The 16,489-nt window shown below is 32.0% G+C and carries 18 protein-coding genes; all 18 read left to right on the plus strand.

Translation table 11 applies throughout. The features are described 5' to 3' along the window. Window positions 1-9 precede the first annotated feature (9 nt). The 18 genes from C7U55_RS02610 to C7U55_RS02700 all read left to right on the plus strand — a co-directional run bounded on the left by C7U55_RS02610 (window position 10) and on the right by C7U55_RS02700 (window position 16,486). On the plus strand, window positions 10-387 hold the full coding sequence (locus C7U55_RS02610) for a tail assembly chaperone (protein WP_106987220.1): 378 nt from the start codon (window positions 10-12) through the stop codon (window positions 385-387). Window positions 388-485: 98 nt separating this feature from the next. After that, on the plus strand, window positions 486-713 hold the full coding sequence (locus C7U55_RS02615) for a hypothetical protein (protein ID WP_106987221.1): 228 nt from the start codon (window positions 486-488) through the stop codon (window positions 711-713). Window positions 714-719: 6 nt separating this feature from the next. Further along, the gene (locus tag C7U55_RS02620; protein ID WP_106987222.1) at window positions 720-3,776 is read left to right on the plus strand and encodes a tape measure protein; all 3,057 of its coding nucleotides are present in this window, start codon (window positions 720-722) and stop codon (window positions 3,774-3,776) included. Further along, entirely contained in the window at window positions 3,777-5,327 is a 1,551-nt protein-coding gene (locus C7U55_RS02625) for a distal tail protein Dit (RefSeq protein WP_106987223.1), read from the plus strand. Further along, window positions 5,324-9,517, plus strand: coding sequence for a phage tail spike protein (locus tag C7U55_RS02630; RefSeq protein ID WP_106987224.1), 4,194 nt, complete (start codon window positions 5,324-5,326; stop codon window positions 9,515-9,517). The genes C7U55_RS02625 and C7U55_RS02630 overlap by 4 nt, the downstream gene beginning before the upstream one ends. A gap of 1 nt (window position 9,518) precedes the next feature. Beyond that, window positions 9,519-9,773, plus strand: coding sequence for a hypothetical protein (locus C7U55_RS02635; RefSeq protein ID WP_106987225.1), 255 nt, complete (start codon window positions 9,519-9,521; stop codon window positions 9,771-9,773). Then, the gene (locus C7U55_RS02640) at window positions 9,763-10,143 is read left to right on the plus strand and encodes a hypothetical protein (protein ID WP_106987226.1); all 381 of its coding nucleotides are present in this window, start codon (window positions 9,763-9,765) and stop codon (window positions 10,141-10,143) included. Before C7U55_RS02635 ends, C7U55_RS02640 begins: the two co-directional genes overlap by 11 nt. Window positions 10,144-10,161: 18 nt before the next feature. Next, complete coding sequence (locus C7U55_RS02645) at window positions 10,162-10,425, plus strand: phage holin family protein (protein WP_106987227.1); 264 nt, start codon at window positions 10,162-10,164, stop codon at window positions 10,423-10,425. 10 nt (window positions 10,426-10,435) lie between these two features. Then, window positions 10,436-10,744, plus strand: coding sequence for a hypothetical protein (locus C7U55_RS02650; RefSeq protein WP_106987228.1), 309 nt, complete (start codon window positions 10,436-10,438; stop codon window positions 10,742-10,744). Between the two features lie 29 nt (window positions 10,745-10,773). Beyond that, a complete protein-coding gene (locus C7U55_RS13870; RefSeq protein ID WP_239985142.1) occupies window positions 10,774-11,214 on the plus strand; it encodes a crAss001_48 related protein in 441 nt (146 codons plus the stop codon). A 12-nt stretch (window positions 11,215-11,226) separates the two neighbouring features. Next, window positions 11,227-12,213 (plus strand): peptidoglycan recognition protein family protein, encoded by a 987-nt coding sequence (locus tag C7U55_RS02665; RefSeq protein ID WP_106987229.1) that lies wholly within the window; start codon window positions 11,227-11,229, stop codon window positions 12,211-12,213. A gap of 439 nt (window positions 12,214-12,652) precedes the next feature. Next, a complete protein-coding gene (locus tag C7U55_RS02670) occupies window positions 12,653-13,108 on the plus strand; it encodes a Panacea domain-containing protein (RefSeq protein WP_106987230.1) in 456 nt (151 codons plus the stop codon). Beyond that, complete coding sequence (locus tag C7U55_RS02675; RefSeq protein WP_106987231.1) at window positions 13,108-13,578, plus strand: hypothetical protein; 471 nt, start codon at window positions 13,108-13,110, stop codon at window positions 13,576-13,578. Before C7U55_RS02670 ends, C7U55_RS02675 begins: the two co-directional genes overlap by 1 nt. 366 nt (window positions 13,579-13,944) lie before the next feature. Further along, entirely contained in the window at window positions 13,945-14,823 is an 879-nt protein-coding gene (locus C7U55_RS02680; protein ID WP_106987232.1) for an aldose 1-epimerase family protein, read from the plus strand. 39 nt (window positions 14,824-14,862) lie between these two features. Continuing rightward, complete coding sequence (locus C7U55_RS02685) at window positions 14,863-15,030, plus strand: sporulation protein Cse60 (protein WP_106987233.1); 168 nt, start codon at window positions 14,863-14,865, stop codon at window positions 15,028-15,030. A gap of 50 nt (window positions 15,031-15,080) precedes the next feature. Continuing rightward, entirely contained in the window at window positions 15,081-15,233 is a 153-nt protein-coding gene (locus C7U55_RS02690) for a DUF1540 domain-containing protein (protein WP_106987234.1), read from the plus strand. A gap of 64 nt (window positions 15,234-15,297) precedes the next feature. Next, window positions 15,298-15,786 carry an MACPF domain-containing protein gene (locus C7U55_RS02695; RefSeq protein WP_106987235.1) on the plus strand — a complete coding sequence of 163 codons (489 nt, stop codon included), beginning with the start codon at window positions 15,298-15,300 and terminating at the stop codon, window positions 15,784-15,786. Then, window positions 15,770-16,486: a pseudouridine synthase gene (locus C7U55_RS02700; protein WP_106987236.1), complete on the plus strand. Its 717-nt coding sequence runs from the start codon at window positions 15,770-15,772 to the stop codon at window positions 16,484-16,486. The genes C7U55_RS02695 and C7U55_RS02700 overlap by 17 nt, the downstream gene beginning before the upstream one ends. Window positions 16,487-16,489 lie beyond the last annotated feature (3 nt).

Here is a 16,489-nt window from a genome sequence, read left to right on the forward strand (position 1 = left end):
GAGAAAATTATGGAATTAACTATTGAAAACAAAACATATAATTTTAGATTTGGAATTGGATTTGTAAGATATTTAGATGGAAAATCTTCAATTGAACAAAATGGTGTTCAATTTGGAATTGGATTGGAAACATTGATTCCAAACTTATTAACAGGAAATACTGTTACTTTATCTGATTGTTTATTTGTAGCAAATAGAACTGAAAACCCAAGAGTCACTCAAGAACAGCTTGATAATTATATCGATAATGAAAATACAGATATTGATGGCCTTTTTGACGATGTGTTAAAAGAGTTAAAAAAGTCGAATGCTACAAAGAAGAAAGCAAAGATGATAATGAAAGAGTACGAAGAAAAAATGCAAGAAACACAGGATCAAGCAATGTAGTAACATATGAAGAAATAATCGAAAATTGTTTTCGCTATTTAAACATCAATGATATTGATAAAATCAATAGATTAACAATCAAAGATTATAGATGTTTGATGAAAGGCGCTCAAAAGAAAAAGATTGATGAATCAGAACAGTTATTTCTCTTAGCATGGGTTATCAGACAAGCAAAAGCACAAAAGAAAAGTGGTAGATATGTATATAGAACTTTCAAACAGTTCTTTAATCGAAAGAAAATCGAAAGCAGTATAGAAAATCAAAATAATGAAACTTCTCTCATTGAACGAATTAGACAAGCTGTAGAAATTCAAGGAAGGAAGTGATAATTATTGGAAACATATAGTGTAAAAGCAATACTGAGTGCTGTTGATCAAAACTTTACAAGCACTATGAAAATGGCTAACAGTAGTCTTTCAGGCATTAAAAGTGCAAGTGAAGGAGCTACTAGTTCAATAATGAAAATTGCTAGTGGCATAGGGGTTTTTAAAGCTTTAAGTGCAAGTGCTAACTTAGTTAAAAGTTCTATTTCAAGTGCCATGGGTAGACAAGATACTATGGAAGCGTTCAACCGTACTATCACACAGATTACTGGCAGTGCTGAAAATGCCACTAAGGCATTAGAAGATTTAAAGAAAATCACTAAAGGTACTGCGTATGGATTGGACATTGCAGCAAAAGCAACTCAAAACTTTGTTACTCGTGGTATGGATTTATCAAAAGCAACCAAGTCTGTTGGTATTTGGGCAGATGCAGTCAGCTTCTATGGAAAAGGAACCAATGAACAGTTAGAAACAGTTACGGATGCTCTAGCGAAAATGAGAACTAAAGGAACGGTTGAAATGGACCAATTAAATCGTATGTTTGATATTGGAATTGATGCCGTGGGTATTTATGCAAAAGCAGTAGGAAAGAGTTCTCAAGAGGTTTCAAATAGTTTATCGGATAAAACAATAAGAACTGATGAATTTTTGAATGTAGTAGAGAAAGCTATGGAAGAAGGCACTAATGGTGTTCAGAAGATTGCAGGTGCTGCTAAAGAAGCTGGTGCATCTTGGACAGGAACGATTGATAACATGAAAGCTGCAACAACACGTGGTGTTCTAAGCATCATGCAAGCAATTGATGACATGCTATCAAAAAACAAGCTACCTCAAATGAGAGAAATGATTTCTCAATTTGGGGAAGGTGCTGAAACCACAATGAATACTGTTGCCAATGGCATTAAAAATTTAAAAGACGTTGGAGCACTAATTCCACAAATTGGAGCACTGGGAAGTGCTCTTTTTGTCGTTGGTGGAAGTGTTGATTATATAAAAGCTTTAGGTGGAGGGTTTGATGCTCTTTCACTTAAAACAAAGCTATTTAATAAAAGTTTAGCTGATACAAAAAATAAAATTTCTGTAGTAAGTAAAGTGCTTAAAGGAAATTTGTCATTAGGAACTAATGAATTTAAAAGACTGACGGCTAGTAGCCAAGTTCTTGCCGAAAAGGTAACAATTTTAAAAGGTGCACTTAACGGACAATTTGGATCAGATGCATTTGGAAAATTGAGCAAAACAAGCCAAAAGTTTGCAAATGACATAGAAAACATTTTTCCACGCTTTGATAATATTACAAATAAGCTAGATGAAGTAAAAAGTAAATTTTCAAAATTAATGCCTGATTCAACAAAATCAAGTATTGATAATTTTAAAAATTTAATAAGTGGTAGCATGTCTATTGGAAAAGATAAAGTAAATGCTGTAGGTGATTCAATTGCTCAAATGTCATTCAAATTTCAAAGTGCGACAGGAAGATTTTCAAAAGACGGTCCTAAAATTTGGAAAGTTTTTAACAAACTCTCTAGTGTATCAGGGTATATATCAAACAAGATATCGCCAAAGTTAGGAAAAGCTATAAGTGCAGGATTTAAACAAATTCCTAACGCAGGTGCTAAAGCTTTAACATCAATGACTAGTGCTATGTCAAAAGTATTTGCGATTGCTATGAAATCAGTAGGACCTGCAGCTATTTTAGGATTGGTTGTTGCTGGTTTAGGAATTGTAAATAATCAGTTTGGAAGTCAAATTGATCAGATGATTGCCACGGTTGTTACACAGGCGCCTAAAGTGATTAGTAATTTTGTAAAAGGAATTACCAGTCAAATGCCTATGTTAGCAAGTTCAGGAGCACAGTTACTTGTTCACTTATCAGTCGGAATAGCCAAAACATTACCACTTGTTGTAAATGCAGGTATGCAAATATTGAATTCAATTATTCAGGGAATATCAGCTAACGCTCAATCAATTGTTAAAAGCGCATTGCTAATTGTTGGTACTTTAGGTGGCGCAATATTAAATGCTATACCTCAATTGCTTGGAATTGGATTACAATTCATTGTTTCAATTACACAAGGTATTTTAGATAACATGCCTTTAATATTGGTAGGAATTCAAACTATGATTACCAATATTACAACAGCGATTCAAACACAACTGCCTACAATGATACAAATGGGCGTTCAAATTCTACAAAATATTGCTACCGGTATTGTTCAAATGCTACCTCAATTAGTTGTAGGAGCTATTCAAATTATAACTACACTGATTAATACAATCAGTGAAAATCTTCCTACAATCCTTAATGGTGCAGTAGAAATCATCAATACATTAGTTGATGGTTTAATCAATAATTTACCACAAATAATCGATGCTACAGTTGAATTGATAGGAGCAATTTTAAACGCAATTATTACAAATCTCCCTCAAATCATGACTGCAGGTGTTCAAATTATCTTGAAGTTGGTTTCAGGATTGATTTCAGCAATACCTCATGTTATTTCGGGTGCGGCTAAAATTGCTAAGAAAATTATTTCAACTTTCAAGGATACAAACTGGTTAGAAATCGGTATTAATATCATCAAAGGAATCGCAAAAGGAATTTCTAGTGCTGCTGGTCAGTTATGGAATGCAGCTAAAGGTGTTTTAGGCGGTTTCAAAGACAAAGTTCTAGGGTTCTTTGGTATTCATTCGCCTTCTCGTTGGGGTAAATGGGTAGGAAAAATGATTGATACTGGATTTGCTAAAGGTGTTGGCAATAATATTCGTTTGATTGCAAATCAAGCTCAAAAAATGTTTGATACTGTACAATCTTACGTTTTTGATGTCAATACATTAGGTATGAACCTTTCGCTCGCTGATGGACTTAGTGGTACTTTGAATCGTTATATAGAATACAATGATCGCTATATTGATGATGAAGGTGGTAACGATGATAACACAGAATATAACTTCAATATTACAACTGAAATTGATGGTAAAACAGCTGGTAAAGCAATGGCAAAATACACTAAAGAAGAACTTGATAGGATGGACAAACATTCAAGAAGATTGAGAGGTGATATCTAAATGTTATATGATTTTATAGACACAACTTCGAACATATCAGCAGGTAATTATTTGCCTGCTGAAGCAATGTCTTTTAATGGCGTTTATTTAGAAAATGAGATTGATGGTTATCGAACCCTCTCGGTTCAAGGCAGAGAACTTGCATCTTCTTCAATTAATGACATTGAAATTAATAGTAAAGATGGTACACATTATAAATCAAGAAGGTATGATTCGAGAATTATTACTGTTAAATATCAATTGATTACTAAAAGTAATAGTGAGTTTAGAAAAGCATTTAATAAAATGAACAGCATTTTTGCCGTTGAGCAAGCACAAATTATTTTTAATGATGAGCCAGATAAATTTTTTATTGGAACCACACAAGGAAATCATGAAATTGAAGGTGGTTCAAACTCCGTAATAGGTGAGATTGAAATATATTGTGCGGATCCATTTAAATATAGCGTTAAAGAAAAAACAGTAACTGCTACATTAGATAACGGTTATACTTTTGAAATAGATTACAAAGGAACTAGAAAAGCTTATCCAAAAATCGAAGCTGTAATGCATGGTGACAATGGTTTTCTTGCTTTAGTAAACGATCAAAAGAAAATTCTACAGTTTGGAAATCCTGATGAAGTCGATGGAGAAAATTACACACAAAATGAATACTTATGTCATTTGTCAGATTTTGCTAATTTACCAAACGACTCTCCCGATTATTATAGACCTTATATTAGAACCGGTGGCGGAATGATATATCAAACTTACAATGGAAGTAATTATAACCCTTGTTTGTACATGACATCGGTAGCACAATCAGGACATTTTTGGACAGGAGCTTGCAGATTATTAACAATTCCAGCAGATTCAAATGGCGAAAGAGGAGCAAAGAATTTCTACTGCTATATGAATCAATGGTTCTCTATCGGTATATCAGGTCAAACAGGCATTCAAGAAATATCATTTTTAACGGATGATAACAAAGTAATTTGCGGAGTATCTATCAATAAAACAGACGCTGCAGGGGAAGGTGCCTACGTATCATTCTTTATCAATGGTGATAATGTTGTTAAAAATATGTTATTTTATCCATACGAAGATCAACAGTTAAATATGTTTGATAATGCAAGAGGTCATAATTGTGTTGTAAAAGAAGGCGGAACTATTAAGTTCTATTATCAAGGAACATATTATCAATATACAGTACCAGAAGTAGAAAATATGGTTTGTACAAAGATACAAGTTGGTATGGCTCAATGGGGCGAAAGAAACATGAGTGAACAATGGATATCACATAATTGTATTCGTGCTATCGATTTTCAAAAGATGTATGTAACTAAATGGCGCGATGTCCCAAATAAATTTAGAAATGGAAACAAATTAACCATTGAATGCGAGACTGCAAATGTTTATTTGAATGGTGTTAGAGATCCATCATTAGGTGCTTTAGCAAACAACTGGGATAATTTCTATTTGAAACCTGGATATAACCAAATCAAATTTATACATTCAACATGGGCTACTAAACCTACGGTTACATTAAAATATAGAGAGGTGTTCTTATGATTATTTATTTAGCTGATAGACATATGAACATCGTTGCTACATGTTCAAATAATCTACCAAAGGGCTTAAAATTTCAAAATGATTTAAAAGCAGAAGATGTTGAGTCTGGTGTTGCTACTTTTTCAGTCGATATTTTGTATGATGAAGAAGATGCAGTTAAAACAGCTCAATATTGTGAATCAGGAAACTACGTGCTTGTCTACGATGATAATGGGGAAAATGGATTCTACACAATCATCGAAGCTGAAAACGACAGAAAAGAGCACAGTATTAATATTTATGCAGAAGATGGCGGTTTGGACTTATTAAATGAGGTAGTTGATGCTTATACAGCAGATGGGCCTCATCCAATCGCCTTTTATATTGAAAAATTCTCATACGACAGTGGATTTGAAATTGGATTAAATGAAGTAAGTGACTTGAATCGTACGCTTTCATGGACCGGACAAGACACTTGTACAGCAAGAATCTTAAGTGTTGCAAATTCATTCGATGCTGAAATTGGATTCAGTTTTACTGTCAAAAATATGGCTATTACTCATAAGTATATCAACATCTATAAGAAGCGTGGAAATGAAAATGTTGCTCAATTACGTTTGAATACGGACATTGATAACATCATCGTTAAAAGTTCCATTTCAGATTTGATTACTTGTTTGATTCCAAGCGGTGGAACTCCTGAAGGTTCTGAATATCCGATAACATTAGCTGGATATTCCTATGATGATGGAGATATCTATATTAATGAAATTGGATGGCTTGCTTCAAGGTCGGCATTAGCTAAATGGAGTCGTTATCAATGGGAAACATATGGAAGTTATGGCGGTCATATCGTTAAATATTATACTTACGATACAACAAGCCAATCAGAATTATGCAACAGATCGATTTCTTATTTAAAGAAATACTGCGATATCATTTACAACTATGAAGTAGATATTGCTATACTTCCTGATAATGTTCGAATTGGAGATACCATCAACATTATTGATGAAAATGGTGAACTTTATCTAAGCGCAAGGGTCTTGAAATTAGAAACCTCATCTTGTGATAAAACTGCAACAGCAACATTAGGAAATTTCTTGATCAAATCAGGTGGAATCAGCGAAAAAGTCAAAATGATGGCTGAACAGTTTAAAGATTATGTAGTTAAGCAAAGAGAACAAACTTACAAGACTCAACAGTTAGCTAAGTCGGCTCTAACAAAGGCTAATGAAGCAAGCACTACTGCAACCAATGCAAGTAAGAAAGCGGATGATGCGAAGACAAGTGCTGCTGAAGCTATAACTAATTCGAATACAGCTATTAATCAATCAAATGAAGCAAAGACTGCCGCTAATGAAGCAAAGACTGCCGCTAACGAAGCTAAAGCCAGTGCTTCTGATGCGTTAAATAGAGTTGACTCGGCACAGGAAGATATTAAAAAAGCTAAAGAAAATATCAATAATTTACAAAAAGACATTACATCGACAACTAAAACACTTGATGAAATGGCGTCTCAAGCTGAAAAGACAAAAGAAACTTTGGATGGTCTTAGTGGTGACTTACAAGAGACGAAAGAAACTCTTGAAATGAGCTATGCTAAAAAGACTGATCTAAGTGAAACTGCAGCAAGTCTTAAAGCTGAAATTACTAAAAGTGCAACCGAGTTGTCTACAAACATTGAAAAGACATATGCCGGTAAAAGTGATGTGACTGAGATTGAAGGAAGACTTCAAAGTCAAATTACTCAAAATGCTGAAGGTTTAACAAGTCAAGTTAATAAAATAGCTAAACTTGAAAATGATACGACCGATGCTCAAGAAAAGATTACTGCTGCTCGTAAAGCTGCTGAAGACGCTCAAACGGCAGCCAATGAAGCTCAACAAAAAGCAAATGATGCTAAAACTGCAGCTAAGAATGCTCAAACTTCAGCCGATTCAGCAAGCGCTAATGCTACTGATGCCCAACAAAAAGCAAACGAAGCAAAAGCTACAGCTGAAAATGCGAACAACAGATTACAGTCTGCAGAGTCAGATTTGTCTGCTGCTAAAGAAAATTTAAAAAATGTTACTGCTGATGTCAACGCGACAAAAGAACAAGTTCAAGCTGCCCAAAATGCAGTAACTGAAGCCGAAAAGAATGTATCAAAAGCTCTTCAAGATGCCAATGATGCACAAACTACAGCTAAGAATGCCCAAACGGCTGCCGATAATGCTCAAAGTGCCGCTGACGATGCTCAACAGGTTGCCGACGATGCAAAGACGAAAGCTGAAGGTGCATCTACCGCAGCTGAGATTGCAAAGTCAACCGCACAAAAGGCTCAGGAAACGGTTGCGGCCTTGACAAAACGAATTGAAACTGCTGAAACAAACATTAACCAAAATGCGAAAAGTATTTCGTTGACTGCTCAAAAAGTTGATGAAGTTGGTGATCAGTTAAAAAATAATTATTACTCTAAGATTGAAACTGATGCTGCAATCAAAATCGAATCCGATAAAATCGACAGCATTGTACATAGAGTTGATACAATTGACTCTATATCTAACGAGGCTATTACCCAAGCAACTCAAACTGCGGATAAGTTTAACTGGCTTGTTAAATCAGGTACAAGTGCGACTGACTTCACTTTAACTGATCGTACTGCTACATTGATTTCTCAATATATTAATCTTAATGGATTGGTTACTTTTAGTGGATTGAACTCTGAAACACAATCGAAAATCACTAATGCTTCAACTAATGCCTTAAATGCAATATCTAAGGCAGATTCAGCAAACACCTTACTTTCTTCATGGTGTTCAGCAAATGACAAAACTCTTATTAACGGTGCTAAAATTTATACCAGCTCAATTACTGCTGAAAAAATAAGCGTAAATACTTTAAGCTCGTTATCTGCCAATCTTGGTTCAATTACAGCGGGATCTATCAATATTAATAACAAGTTTATTGTAGACTCAGTTGGTAATCTAAAAGCGACTTCAGCTGAATTAACTGGTAAAATCACAGCTACTAGCGGAACAATTGCTGGTATTAATATTAAATCTGGTCGTCTTTACACGAGTAAAGAATCTATCGTACATCATCAAACAGGAGACCCTGTATCTAGCACCGATGCGAACAGGTGTTATGTGTTGAATACAACAGAGATATATGATACAGGATATTTTAAAGTCAAATCTGATTATACTATACACTCACAACTCGCTGAGGACGGTAATGACTTATCTGGAAGTATTGGTACAAGTATTATTAGAGGTGGATTCTTAACGATTAAACATAGCATTAAGGGTGGCGGATATACAAGTATAAAAGGTCATGAAATTATAGCATCTAGCAATAATTATGGAATCACTACTATTTCTGGCGGATCAATTGGTACAGATACGTTGCTCGTATCAGATAACGGATGGTTTGGTAAACAATATTTTTCAGGTGGTGACTGGGTTGGTTGGTATAATAAGCAAAATGGAACTCGACAAGGATGGATTGGTCATAATAAGACAACGAATTTTTATATAATTAACGAAGCTGGAGGAGAAATCAGTCTGAAGGGCGGGCATGTTCGTATCAATGGATATGTTTTACCGAAACTTCTTCAGACAAACTATACTGATAATAGTTTAGGTCAATTTTGGGATAGCTATGATAACGGTAATGCACGATTAAGGTTGAATGTGTACAGTAAGTACAGAGGCGGATGGGGTAGTGAATATCATTTCATACTGCATTCAAATGGTATGAACTCGTTTAGACCCGGTTCCGATGGGTCTGCTAATCTAGGAACATCAAATTGTAGATGGGCGACAGTATATTCAACAAGCGGTTCCGTAAGTACTTCAGATTTAAAACAAAAAGATGTTATTGATGATTACGATTTCAAAGCGAGAGACTTTATCATGGGGCTTAAACCAATTGCTTATCGATTAAATGCTAAAGGTGCGAGCGGTAAAAGAATTCATATGGGATTTGGGGCTCAACCTGTTTATAAATTAATTAACAATCTTGAACTTGGAGATTTGTCATTAGTAGAAGCATGGAAGATTCGAGAAGATTCAGATATTGAGGAACCTTATTATGGCGAAAAAATGGATGACAAATATTTAAGATGGGGTATGAAGTATGAAGAATTACTTGCTCCATTAGTAGCTTTGGTTCAAGAACAACAAATCAAAATAGAAAAACTAGAAAAGATTATAGGAGGAAACTAGAATGGCTTTAACAGTTAAAGAAACTAAAAATCTCACAATGAGAAAAGAAATTTATGTAGATGATAACTTAATTAAAACATTATCAGCTACTATTGATTCTAATACGAATAATATTTCATTCAGTACAGATTATATTCAAAATATGGAACTTTACAAAGCAAATAAAGTTGAGATTCGAAGAATTGAAGCTGAGTTTGAAGATAGTGCATTTGAGCAACAAGAAAAAATGTTAGGAGATGTCTCAAATGGTAATTAAAGATATTTTAGACAGCATGGAAGCTCTTAACAAATTAAATAATGCTCATGGAATGTCTAGTGTTGTGGCTTTTCGTATTGGTAAAAACATCAAAGCTATTGAAGGCGAAGTTAAAGTATTTGATGATGTTCGTACAAAATTATTAGAAGAATTTGCTAATAAAGATGAAAACGGTAAACCAATCATTGATAAAGACACTAACCAATACAATGTTCCAGCTGATAAATTAGAAGCTTTGGAAAAAGAAATTAAAAAACTTCAAAATGAAGAGGTTAAAGTAGATATTAAAAAACTATCTCTTGATGATGTTGAAAAAGCTGATTTATCTCCAAGAGAGCTTATGTCTATTGAATATATGTTGGAAGATTAGAAAGTGAGGAAAATAAATATGGATCTAAGTTTTATTACTAATTATTTTGTTCCAGTCGTTATGGCTGGATGTTTAGCAACAGGTTACGTTGTAAAAAAATGGATTAAGGATGTAGATAATAAATACATTCCTACAATCGTATTTATTGAAGGTGCAATTTTAAATTGCATTGTAATGAATAATATTACTGTAGAAACAGTAGTAGGTGGTGCTATTTGTGGTTTGGCATCCACTGGACTTCATCAAGCTTTTACACGCTTGATTGAAAATAAAGAAAATTAGAGGTGTGTGTATGCAAGAAATTTTGATGCAAACATACACTATTGCTTTACCTATTGTATTAGGCTATATCGTATGGTTATTACAAAATCAAAAAAAATCACGTGATGCAAATTCACGTGGTACTATGCTTCTTTTAAGGGTACAACTTATTGAATATCATTCCAAATACACTAAAAGAGGGAACATTCCAAGCTATGCATATGAAAATTTCAATGAAATGTATGGCGCTTACCATGATTTAGGCGGGAATGGAATGGTAACTCACATGAAAGAAGAAGTAGAACAGTTACATTTTAATAAAAATGAAGAGAGCGAATAGCTCTCTTTTATATTAGGAGGAGAATAAGTGTGAAACAATATGTAGGAGTTAAATTAATTGAAGCAAAACCAATGACAAGAGGAGATTACAACAAATATCGTGGATGGACTATTCCAAAAGATGAAAACCCTAATGATGAAGGATATTTAGTTAAGTATTCAGACGATTATGAAAGTTGGTCTCCTAAAAAGCCATTTGAAGATGCTTATAGAGAATATGATGTAAATGATTTACCTCAAACAGCCATTGGGATGATTAGTGCAGATTACAAAGAAAGATTTAAAGCTGAATATTATCAAGCAAAAATTCGTTATGACAAATTACATGCTATGACAATTAAATATGAAGCAGGAACTTTAAATTTTACGCCTAGTTGCTCATTAGAACTGTTAAAAGAGCAAAAATCTTATATGGGTAATTATATTAGAACTTTAGAAATTAGAGCTGAAATTGAAGGAATTACATTATAGGAGGGAAATAAAATGTCATATGTATTAAAACAAAATTTAGCAAATCAAGGTAATTATGGAAGTAAAAGAGATACTTCTAAAATCAAATACTTAGTTATTCATTATACAAGTAATGATGGTGATAGTGATGAAGCAAATGGAAAATACTTTGCAAACAATGTAGTAAAAGCATCTGCACATTACTTTGTCGATGATAATTCAGTAACTCAATCAGTTCCAGATGATTATGTTGCTTATGCTGTAGGTGGTAAATGTCAATCAAATCATCATCCAATGTATAAAGTAATCACAAATACAAACTCAATTTCAATTGAAATGTGTGATAATCACAAAGATGGAACTGTTCATATTTGTGATGAAACATTAGCAAATACCTATGCATTAGCAAGAGCTTTAATGAGCAAATACAATATTACTATTGATCGTGTATATCGTCATTATGATGTCAATGGTAAATTATGTCCTAATTGTAATGGATTGTTAGAAGATGCAATTTGGCAAAACTTCAAAAATAACATTGTTAATTCAACTGTTGGAAATCTAGGGACTTCAACAGCAACTACTGTTCCTACTCCTGCAGTCAATCCAAATAAAGATTCAGTCGTATCAAGAGGACAACAACATTCTATTAATTTTACAGGTCATACAATTTCAACTGATGGTATTTGCGGAACAAAAACATTGGCAAACATTGCTCGTTGTTTCCAACATGCGATTAATTTAGATTACAAAGAATCATTAGCTGTAGATGGTGCTTTTGGTACTAAATCAAAAGAAGCGTTAGGAAAACATTATGTTAAAAATGGAGAAAAACAATATTTAGTTACTGCTGTAGAAATTGCTTTAATGTGCCGTGGCTATAATGTAAATGGTGTTGAATGCCCAGGTATTTTCGGTGATGGTTTAGAAAAAGCTGTAAAACAATTTCAAAGAGATAGAGGATTAAACGTTGATGGTGTTGCAGGAAGAAAGACAATTTTAAAATTAATTGGATGTTAATCATTCAAATGATATAATGATTATGGTTAGGGTTTAGTGAATGTTTTTATTTTTCACTATTCAATAAATGAAGTGAAATGATGTCTAAAAACATTGTTTCACTTTTTGCTTTTAAATGATGTATAATTAAGTAGTAAAATATTATATGTATTATAACTATTTATTTTAGTATAATAATTCAACGTCAACACAACTGAATATTTTACATTTGACCTGCTTATAATGGCAGGTCTTTTTTTATTTTGATGTATTTTTTTATAAAATATGACATATAAATAAAATAGAGTAATTTAAAGTAATATAAAGTGTTATAAAGGAGTTTAAAAGGTTTCTAAATGAGAAAAAATGTTGCCAAATTGTGAATAACGTTGCTATAATAACGTTGAAAATGTGAATAACTTTACATTAATGTGACTTGTTTGTATGGAGGAAGATGATTATGAAAGGGAAATATTCTGCTTTAACAGTAGCAAAATGGTTTTTGTGGTACAATGATAAAATTCTAGAAGAAGAAGATGCTGATTTAATATCCAATTTAAAATTGCAAAAATTATTGTATTATGCTCAAGGATGTTATTTAGCATTAAAGAATGAACCATTATTCAATGAGCAAATTGTAAACTGGGCTCATGGACCTGTTGTAGAAGAAATTTATCATGAATATAAAAATAATGGTTCAAATGGAATAGAATATCAAGGGGATTATGATAATTCTATTGATAATAATACAACTGCAGTTTTAGAAGAAGTATATGATATTTTTGGTAAATATTCTGCATGGGGATTAAGAAATATGACTCACCAAGAAGAACCTTGGTTAAAAACGCAAAGAAATGAAGTGATTCCTTTACCTTTGATAAAAGATTATTTTGAAAAAACATACATTACTGACTAATGGGAAAATTAAAACGAAAACAAGAAAATAATAAAATATCTAAGCAAGAAATAAAAATAAAATGTTTGTTTATGAATGACCATGATACGATATTATTTTCTTTTAAGTATCTTACAAATCAAGATAAGTATAATTTAAAAGGATTTAAAGGAAGCAGAAATTTTAGAGACGATATAGATGTCTTAAATGCTTTCCATGATTGTTTAAGTAGAATGAGTACTGATGGATGGGAATCCTTGAGAAATAAAAATAAATTTCAAGGTGGAAGAGAATTATTAGAATATTCTCAAATTAATTTTAATGCACTAGATCCTCAAAATGAATTGGACCTTGCTAAAGATACTAAGGTGTGGGTTATTAGATTTGGAGGAAACAAATATCGTTTAATAGGATATAGAAGCAAAAAATGTCAGGCTATATTTCATATTTTAGGTATAGACCATGACCATTCAGCCTATGATCATGGCTAAATTTCTAATGTACATAAAAAGCCTACTCAATTAATTTGGGTAGGCAATTTTTTTGTTTGGTTTTTAATTTTCTCTATCCTTATAATATATAGGGATAATAATTGCAAAAAAGCAATCAAATTTATTTTTGACATATTTTTGACACATTTCTAACTTGCTATCTACTGTATAGCTACTGTATGTCTACTGGCATTTTGAAATTTTTTATCAAAAATTGGCTAAAACTATGAATGATACTCTACTTGATAGCTACTGTATAGCTATCGACATTTCAAAAAAATAGAAGGTAAAGACAATTAATGTCTTTTTCTTTTTTTATTAAAATTAATCTATGCTATAATGTTTATATAGACAAGGAGGATTATCATGGTAGAATTATCAAACCAATATTTAACAGTAAACTTACACCCAAAAGGAGCAGAAATTATTTCTATTGTTGGAAATCAAGATCATATTAACTATATGTGGAAAAGAGATGCTTGCCAATGGGCCAACAGTGCACCTATTTTATTTCCAATTGTAGGAGCTATTAAAAATGATACATGTCGTATTGATGGAAAAGAATATCATATGACACAACATGGATTTGCCCGTCATAATGAATTTGAAATTAAAAATCAAAGTCAAACTGAAGTAACATTTACACTTGTATCAAATGATGAAATTATTAAACAATATCCATTTTTATTTGAACTTAATGTGACTTATAAATTAGTAGAAAATACATTAACTTGTTTTATTAATGTAAAAAATAAAGATCATCAAACAATTTATTTCCAAGTGGGTGGACATCCTGCTTTTGCTTGCCCATTTATGGAAAATGAATCAAGTAATGATTATTACGTAGAATTTGCTGAATATGAAACACGTAATCAAAAAGTAATTGATGTGGCTAAAAGAGGGATGTCACATGTACAATTACCATTCTTTGATCATGAAAAGAGATTTTTTGTAAGACAACAACTATTTAATAATGATGCGATTGTTATTAAAGATTTTAAATCAGAAAATATTTCAATCAAATCATTAAATCATCAAAAATCAATTGTTTTCCATATGCAAGGATTTGATCATGTAGGTTTATGGACAGCGAAACATGTTGGTGGTTTACTTGCTATTGAACCATGGATTGGACATGCAGATTATGTTGATTTTGATGGTGAATTTAAAGAAAAGGAAAGCTGTGTAGCTTTAGATACTGATAAAGAATTTAATGTTCAATTTGCTGTTGAAATCAATCAATAGTTGACAATTTTTTTAAATGATTTTTGTTAAAATCATTTTATGAAAATAAAAATAATTGAATGTAGTCACGAATTGGATTTGCAAGATGAAATCAATGATTTTTTAGAAAAAGGAAAACGAATTATTGACATGAAGTACCAAGTAGCAATGTGTTTTTCGGCAGAACTGGAATATTCTTTTAGTTGTTTTATCCTTTATGAAGATTAAAAAGTATAAAAAAAAGAAAATTGTTTAAACTCAATTATGGAGGTGAAATCATGGCAAAGGATGTAAGATGTTCTGTTACAACATGTGCTTATCATGATCAAAATGATTGCTGCAAAGCAAATGAAATTCGTGTTTCAAAATGTAATTGTAGTTCGCCTTGTGAAGAACAAGAAACAGAATGTGGAACTTTTAAATTAAAATAGGAAATTTCCTATTTTAATTTTTTTTTACAAGTTTGATATGCTATAATGGAGTGGGTGATTATATATGAAAAGGTTTTTTGTTTTTTTGATACTATTTTTAATATTAACTGGTTGTCAAAACACACAAAATCAAGATACTGTCTCAAAACAGTTATATAATCAATACCGCCAGTATTATCAATTAGTAACATCATCTCATAATTTCCAAACAGAATGTGAGGAATGTTCAATTCAATTGGTTGTTAATAAAACATCGAATGATCAAATTCGTTATGATGTTATTATTAATGCTCCACAAATAGAAATGGATAATATTAAAGCAATTGCATATGTAGAAAAAAAGAATAAAGATATACCAAGTATTGGTTTATTAGAAGAAAATTCTTTTTCTTTAAAACCAAATTATGTAAATAAAGAAGAAGGATTTTATAAAGGAATTAATTTGTCAGGTCTAACAACCAAAACAGAGTTTAAAGTAAAAATCTATTTTACATATGAAAATAACGGAATACTAGAAGAAAGGTATGTAATATTAAATGGCAATGCGTCTTGATAAGCTTTTAGCTCATTATGGTATTGGAACAAGAAAAGAAGTTAAAACGTATATAAGAAAAGGGTATGTTCAAGTTAATGGACAAATCATTAAAAAGGATGATTTTAAAGTAGATTATGAAAAGGATCAAATTCTTTTTGATGGACAACCTATAAATTATAAGCCTTATGTTTATCTTATGCTTAATAAACCTTCAGGTTATGTTTCTGCAACAAAAGATAATGTACATCCAACAGTTGTTGATTTAATAAAAGGTTATCATCAATATGATCTTTTTCCTGTAGGTAGACTTGATTTAGACACAGAAGGATTGTTATTACTTACAAATGATGGTGATTTTGCGCATAAGTTGTTAGCACCAAGCAGACACCATTCTAAATTATATTATGCAAAAGTCGACGGTATTATGAATCAAGAGGATGTACTTGAATTTGAAAAAGGAATGATGATTGATCATTATCAATGTCAAAGTTCACATTTAACAATTTTAAATACAAATGAAAATACATGTGAAGTTTTGATTGAAATTTTTGAAGGAAAATTCCACCAAGTAAAAAAGATGGTGGAAAAAGTAGGAAAGAAAGTAACTTATTTAAAAAGAATACAAATGAGAAATTTGAAATTAGATGAGAATTTAAAACTTGGTGAGTATCGCGAACTAAGTGAAGAAGAGCTCAATGATTTAATGAATGATTTATAAGGA

This window comes from Faecalibacillus faecis (assembly GCF_003024675.1).
Lineage (GTDB): Bacteria > Bacillota_I > Bacilli_A > Erysipelotrichales > Coprobacillaceae > Faecalibacillus > Faecalibacillus faecis.

Excerpts from the sequence above, each read along its gene's own strand:
- C7U55_RS02610 (WP_106987220.1), top strand. The coding sequence starts at position 10 with ATGGAATTAACTATTGAAAACAAAACATATAATTTTAGATTTGGAATT.
- C7U55_RS02615 (WP_106987221.1), top strand. The coding sequence starts at position 486 with ATGAAAGGCGCTCAAAAGAAAAAGATTGATGAATCAGAACAGTTATTT.
- C7U55_RS02625 (WP_106987223.1), top strand. The coding sequence starts at position 3,777 with ATGTTATATGATTTTATAGACACAACTTCGAACATATCAGCAGGTAAT.
- C7U55_RS02630 (WP_106987224.1), top strand. The coding sequence starts at position 5,324 with ATGATTATTTATTTAGCTGATAGACATATGAACATCGTTGCTACATGT.
- C7U55_RS02635 (WP_106987225.1), top strand. The coding sequence starts at position 9,519 with ATGGCTTTAACAGTTAAAGAAACTAAAAATCTCACAATGAGAAAAGAA.
- C7U55_RS02640 (WP_106987226.1), top strand. The coding sequence starts at position 9,763 with ATGGTAATTAAAGATATTTTAGACAGCATGGAAGCTCTTAACAAATTA.
- C7U55_RS02645 (WP_106987227.1), top strand. The coding sequence starts at position 10,162 with ATGGATCTAAGTTTTATTACTAATTATTTTGTTCCAGTCGTTATGGCT.
- C7U55_RS02650 (WP_106987228.1), top strand. The coding sequence starts at position 10,436 with ATGCAAGAAATTTTGATGCAAACATACACTATTGCTTTACCTATTGTA.
- C7U55_RS02665 (WP_106987229.1), top strand. The coding sequence starts at position 11,227 with ATGTCATATGTATTAAAACAAAATTTAGCAAATCAAGGTAATTATGGA.
- C7U55_RS02670 (WP_106987230.1), top strand. The coding sequence starts at position 12,653 with ATGAAAGGGAAATATTCTGCTTTAACAGTAGCAAAATGGTTTTTGTGG.
- C7U55_RS02675 (WP_106987231.1), top strand. The coding sequence starts at position 13,108 with ATGGGAAAATTAAAACGAAAACAAGAAAATAATAAAATATCTAAGCAA.
- C7U55_RS02680 (WP_106987232.1), top strand. The coding sequence starts at position 13,945 with ATGGTAGAATTATCAAACCAATATTTAACAGTAAACTTACACCCAAAA.
- C7U55_RS02685 (WP_106987233.1), top strand. The coding sequence starts at position 14,863 with ATGAAAATAAAAATAATTGAATGTAGTCACGAATTGGATTTGCAAGAT.
- C7U55_RS02690 (WP_106987234.1), top strand. The coding sequence starts at position 15,081 with ATGGCAAAGGATGTAAGATGTTCTGTTACAACATGTGCTTATCATGAT.
- C7U55_RS02695 (WP_106987235.1), top strand. The coding sequence starts at position 15,298 with ATGAAAAGGTTTTTTGTTTTTTTGATACTATTTTTAATATTAACTGGT.
- C7U55_RS02700 (WP_106987236.1), top strand. The coding sequence starts at position 15,770 with ATGGCAATGCGTCTTGATAAGCTTTTAGCTCATTATGGTATTGGAACA.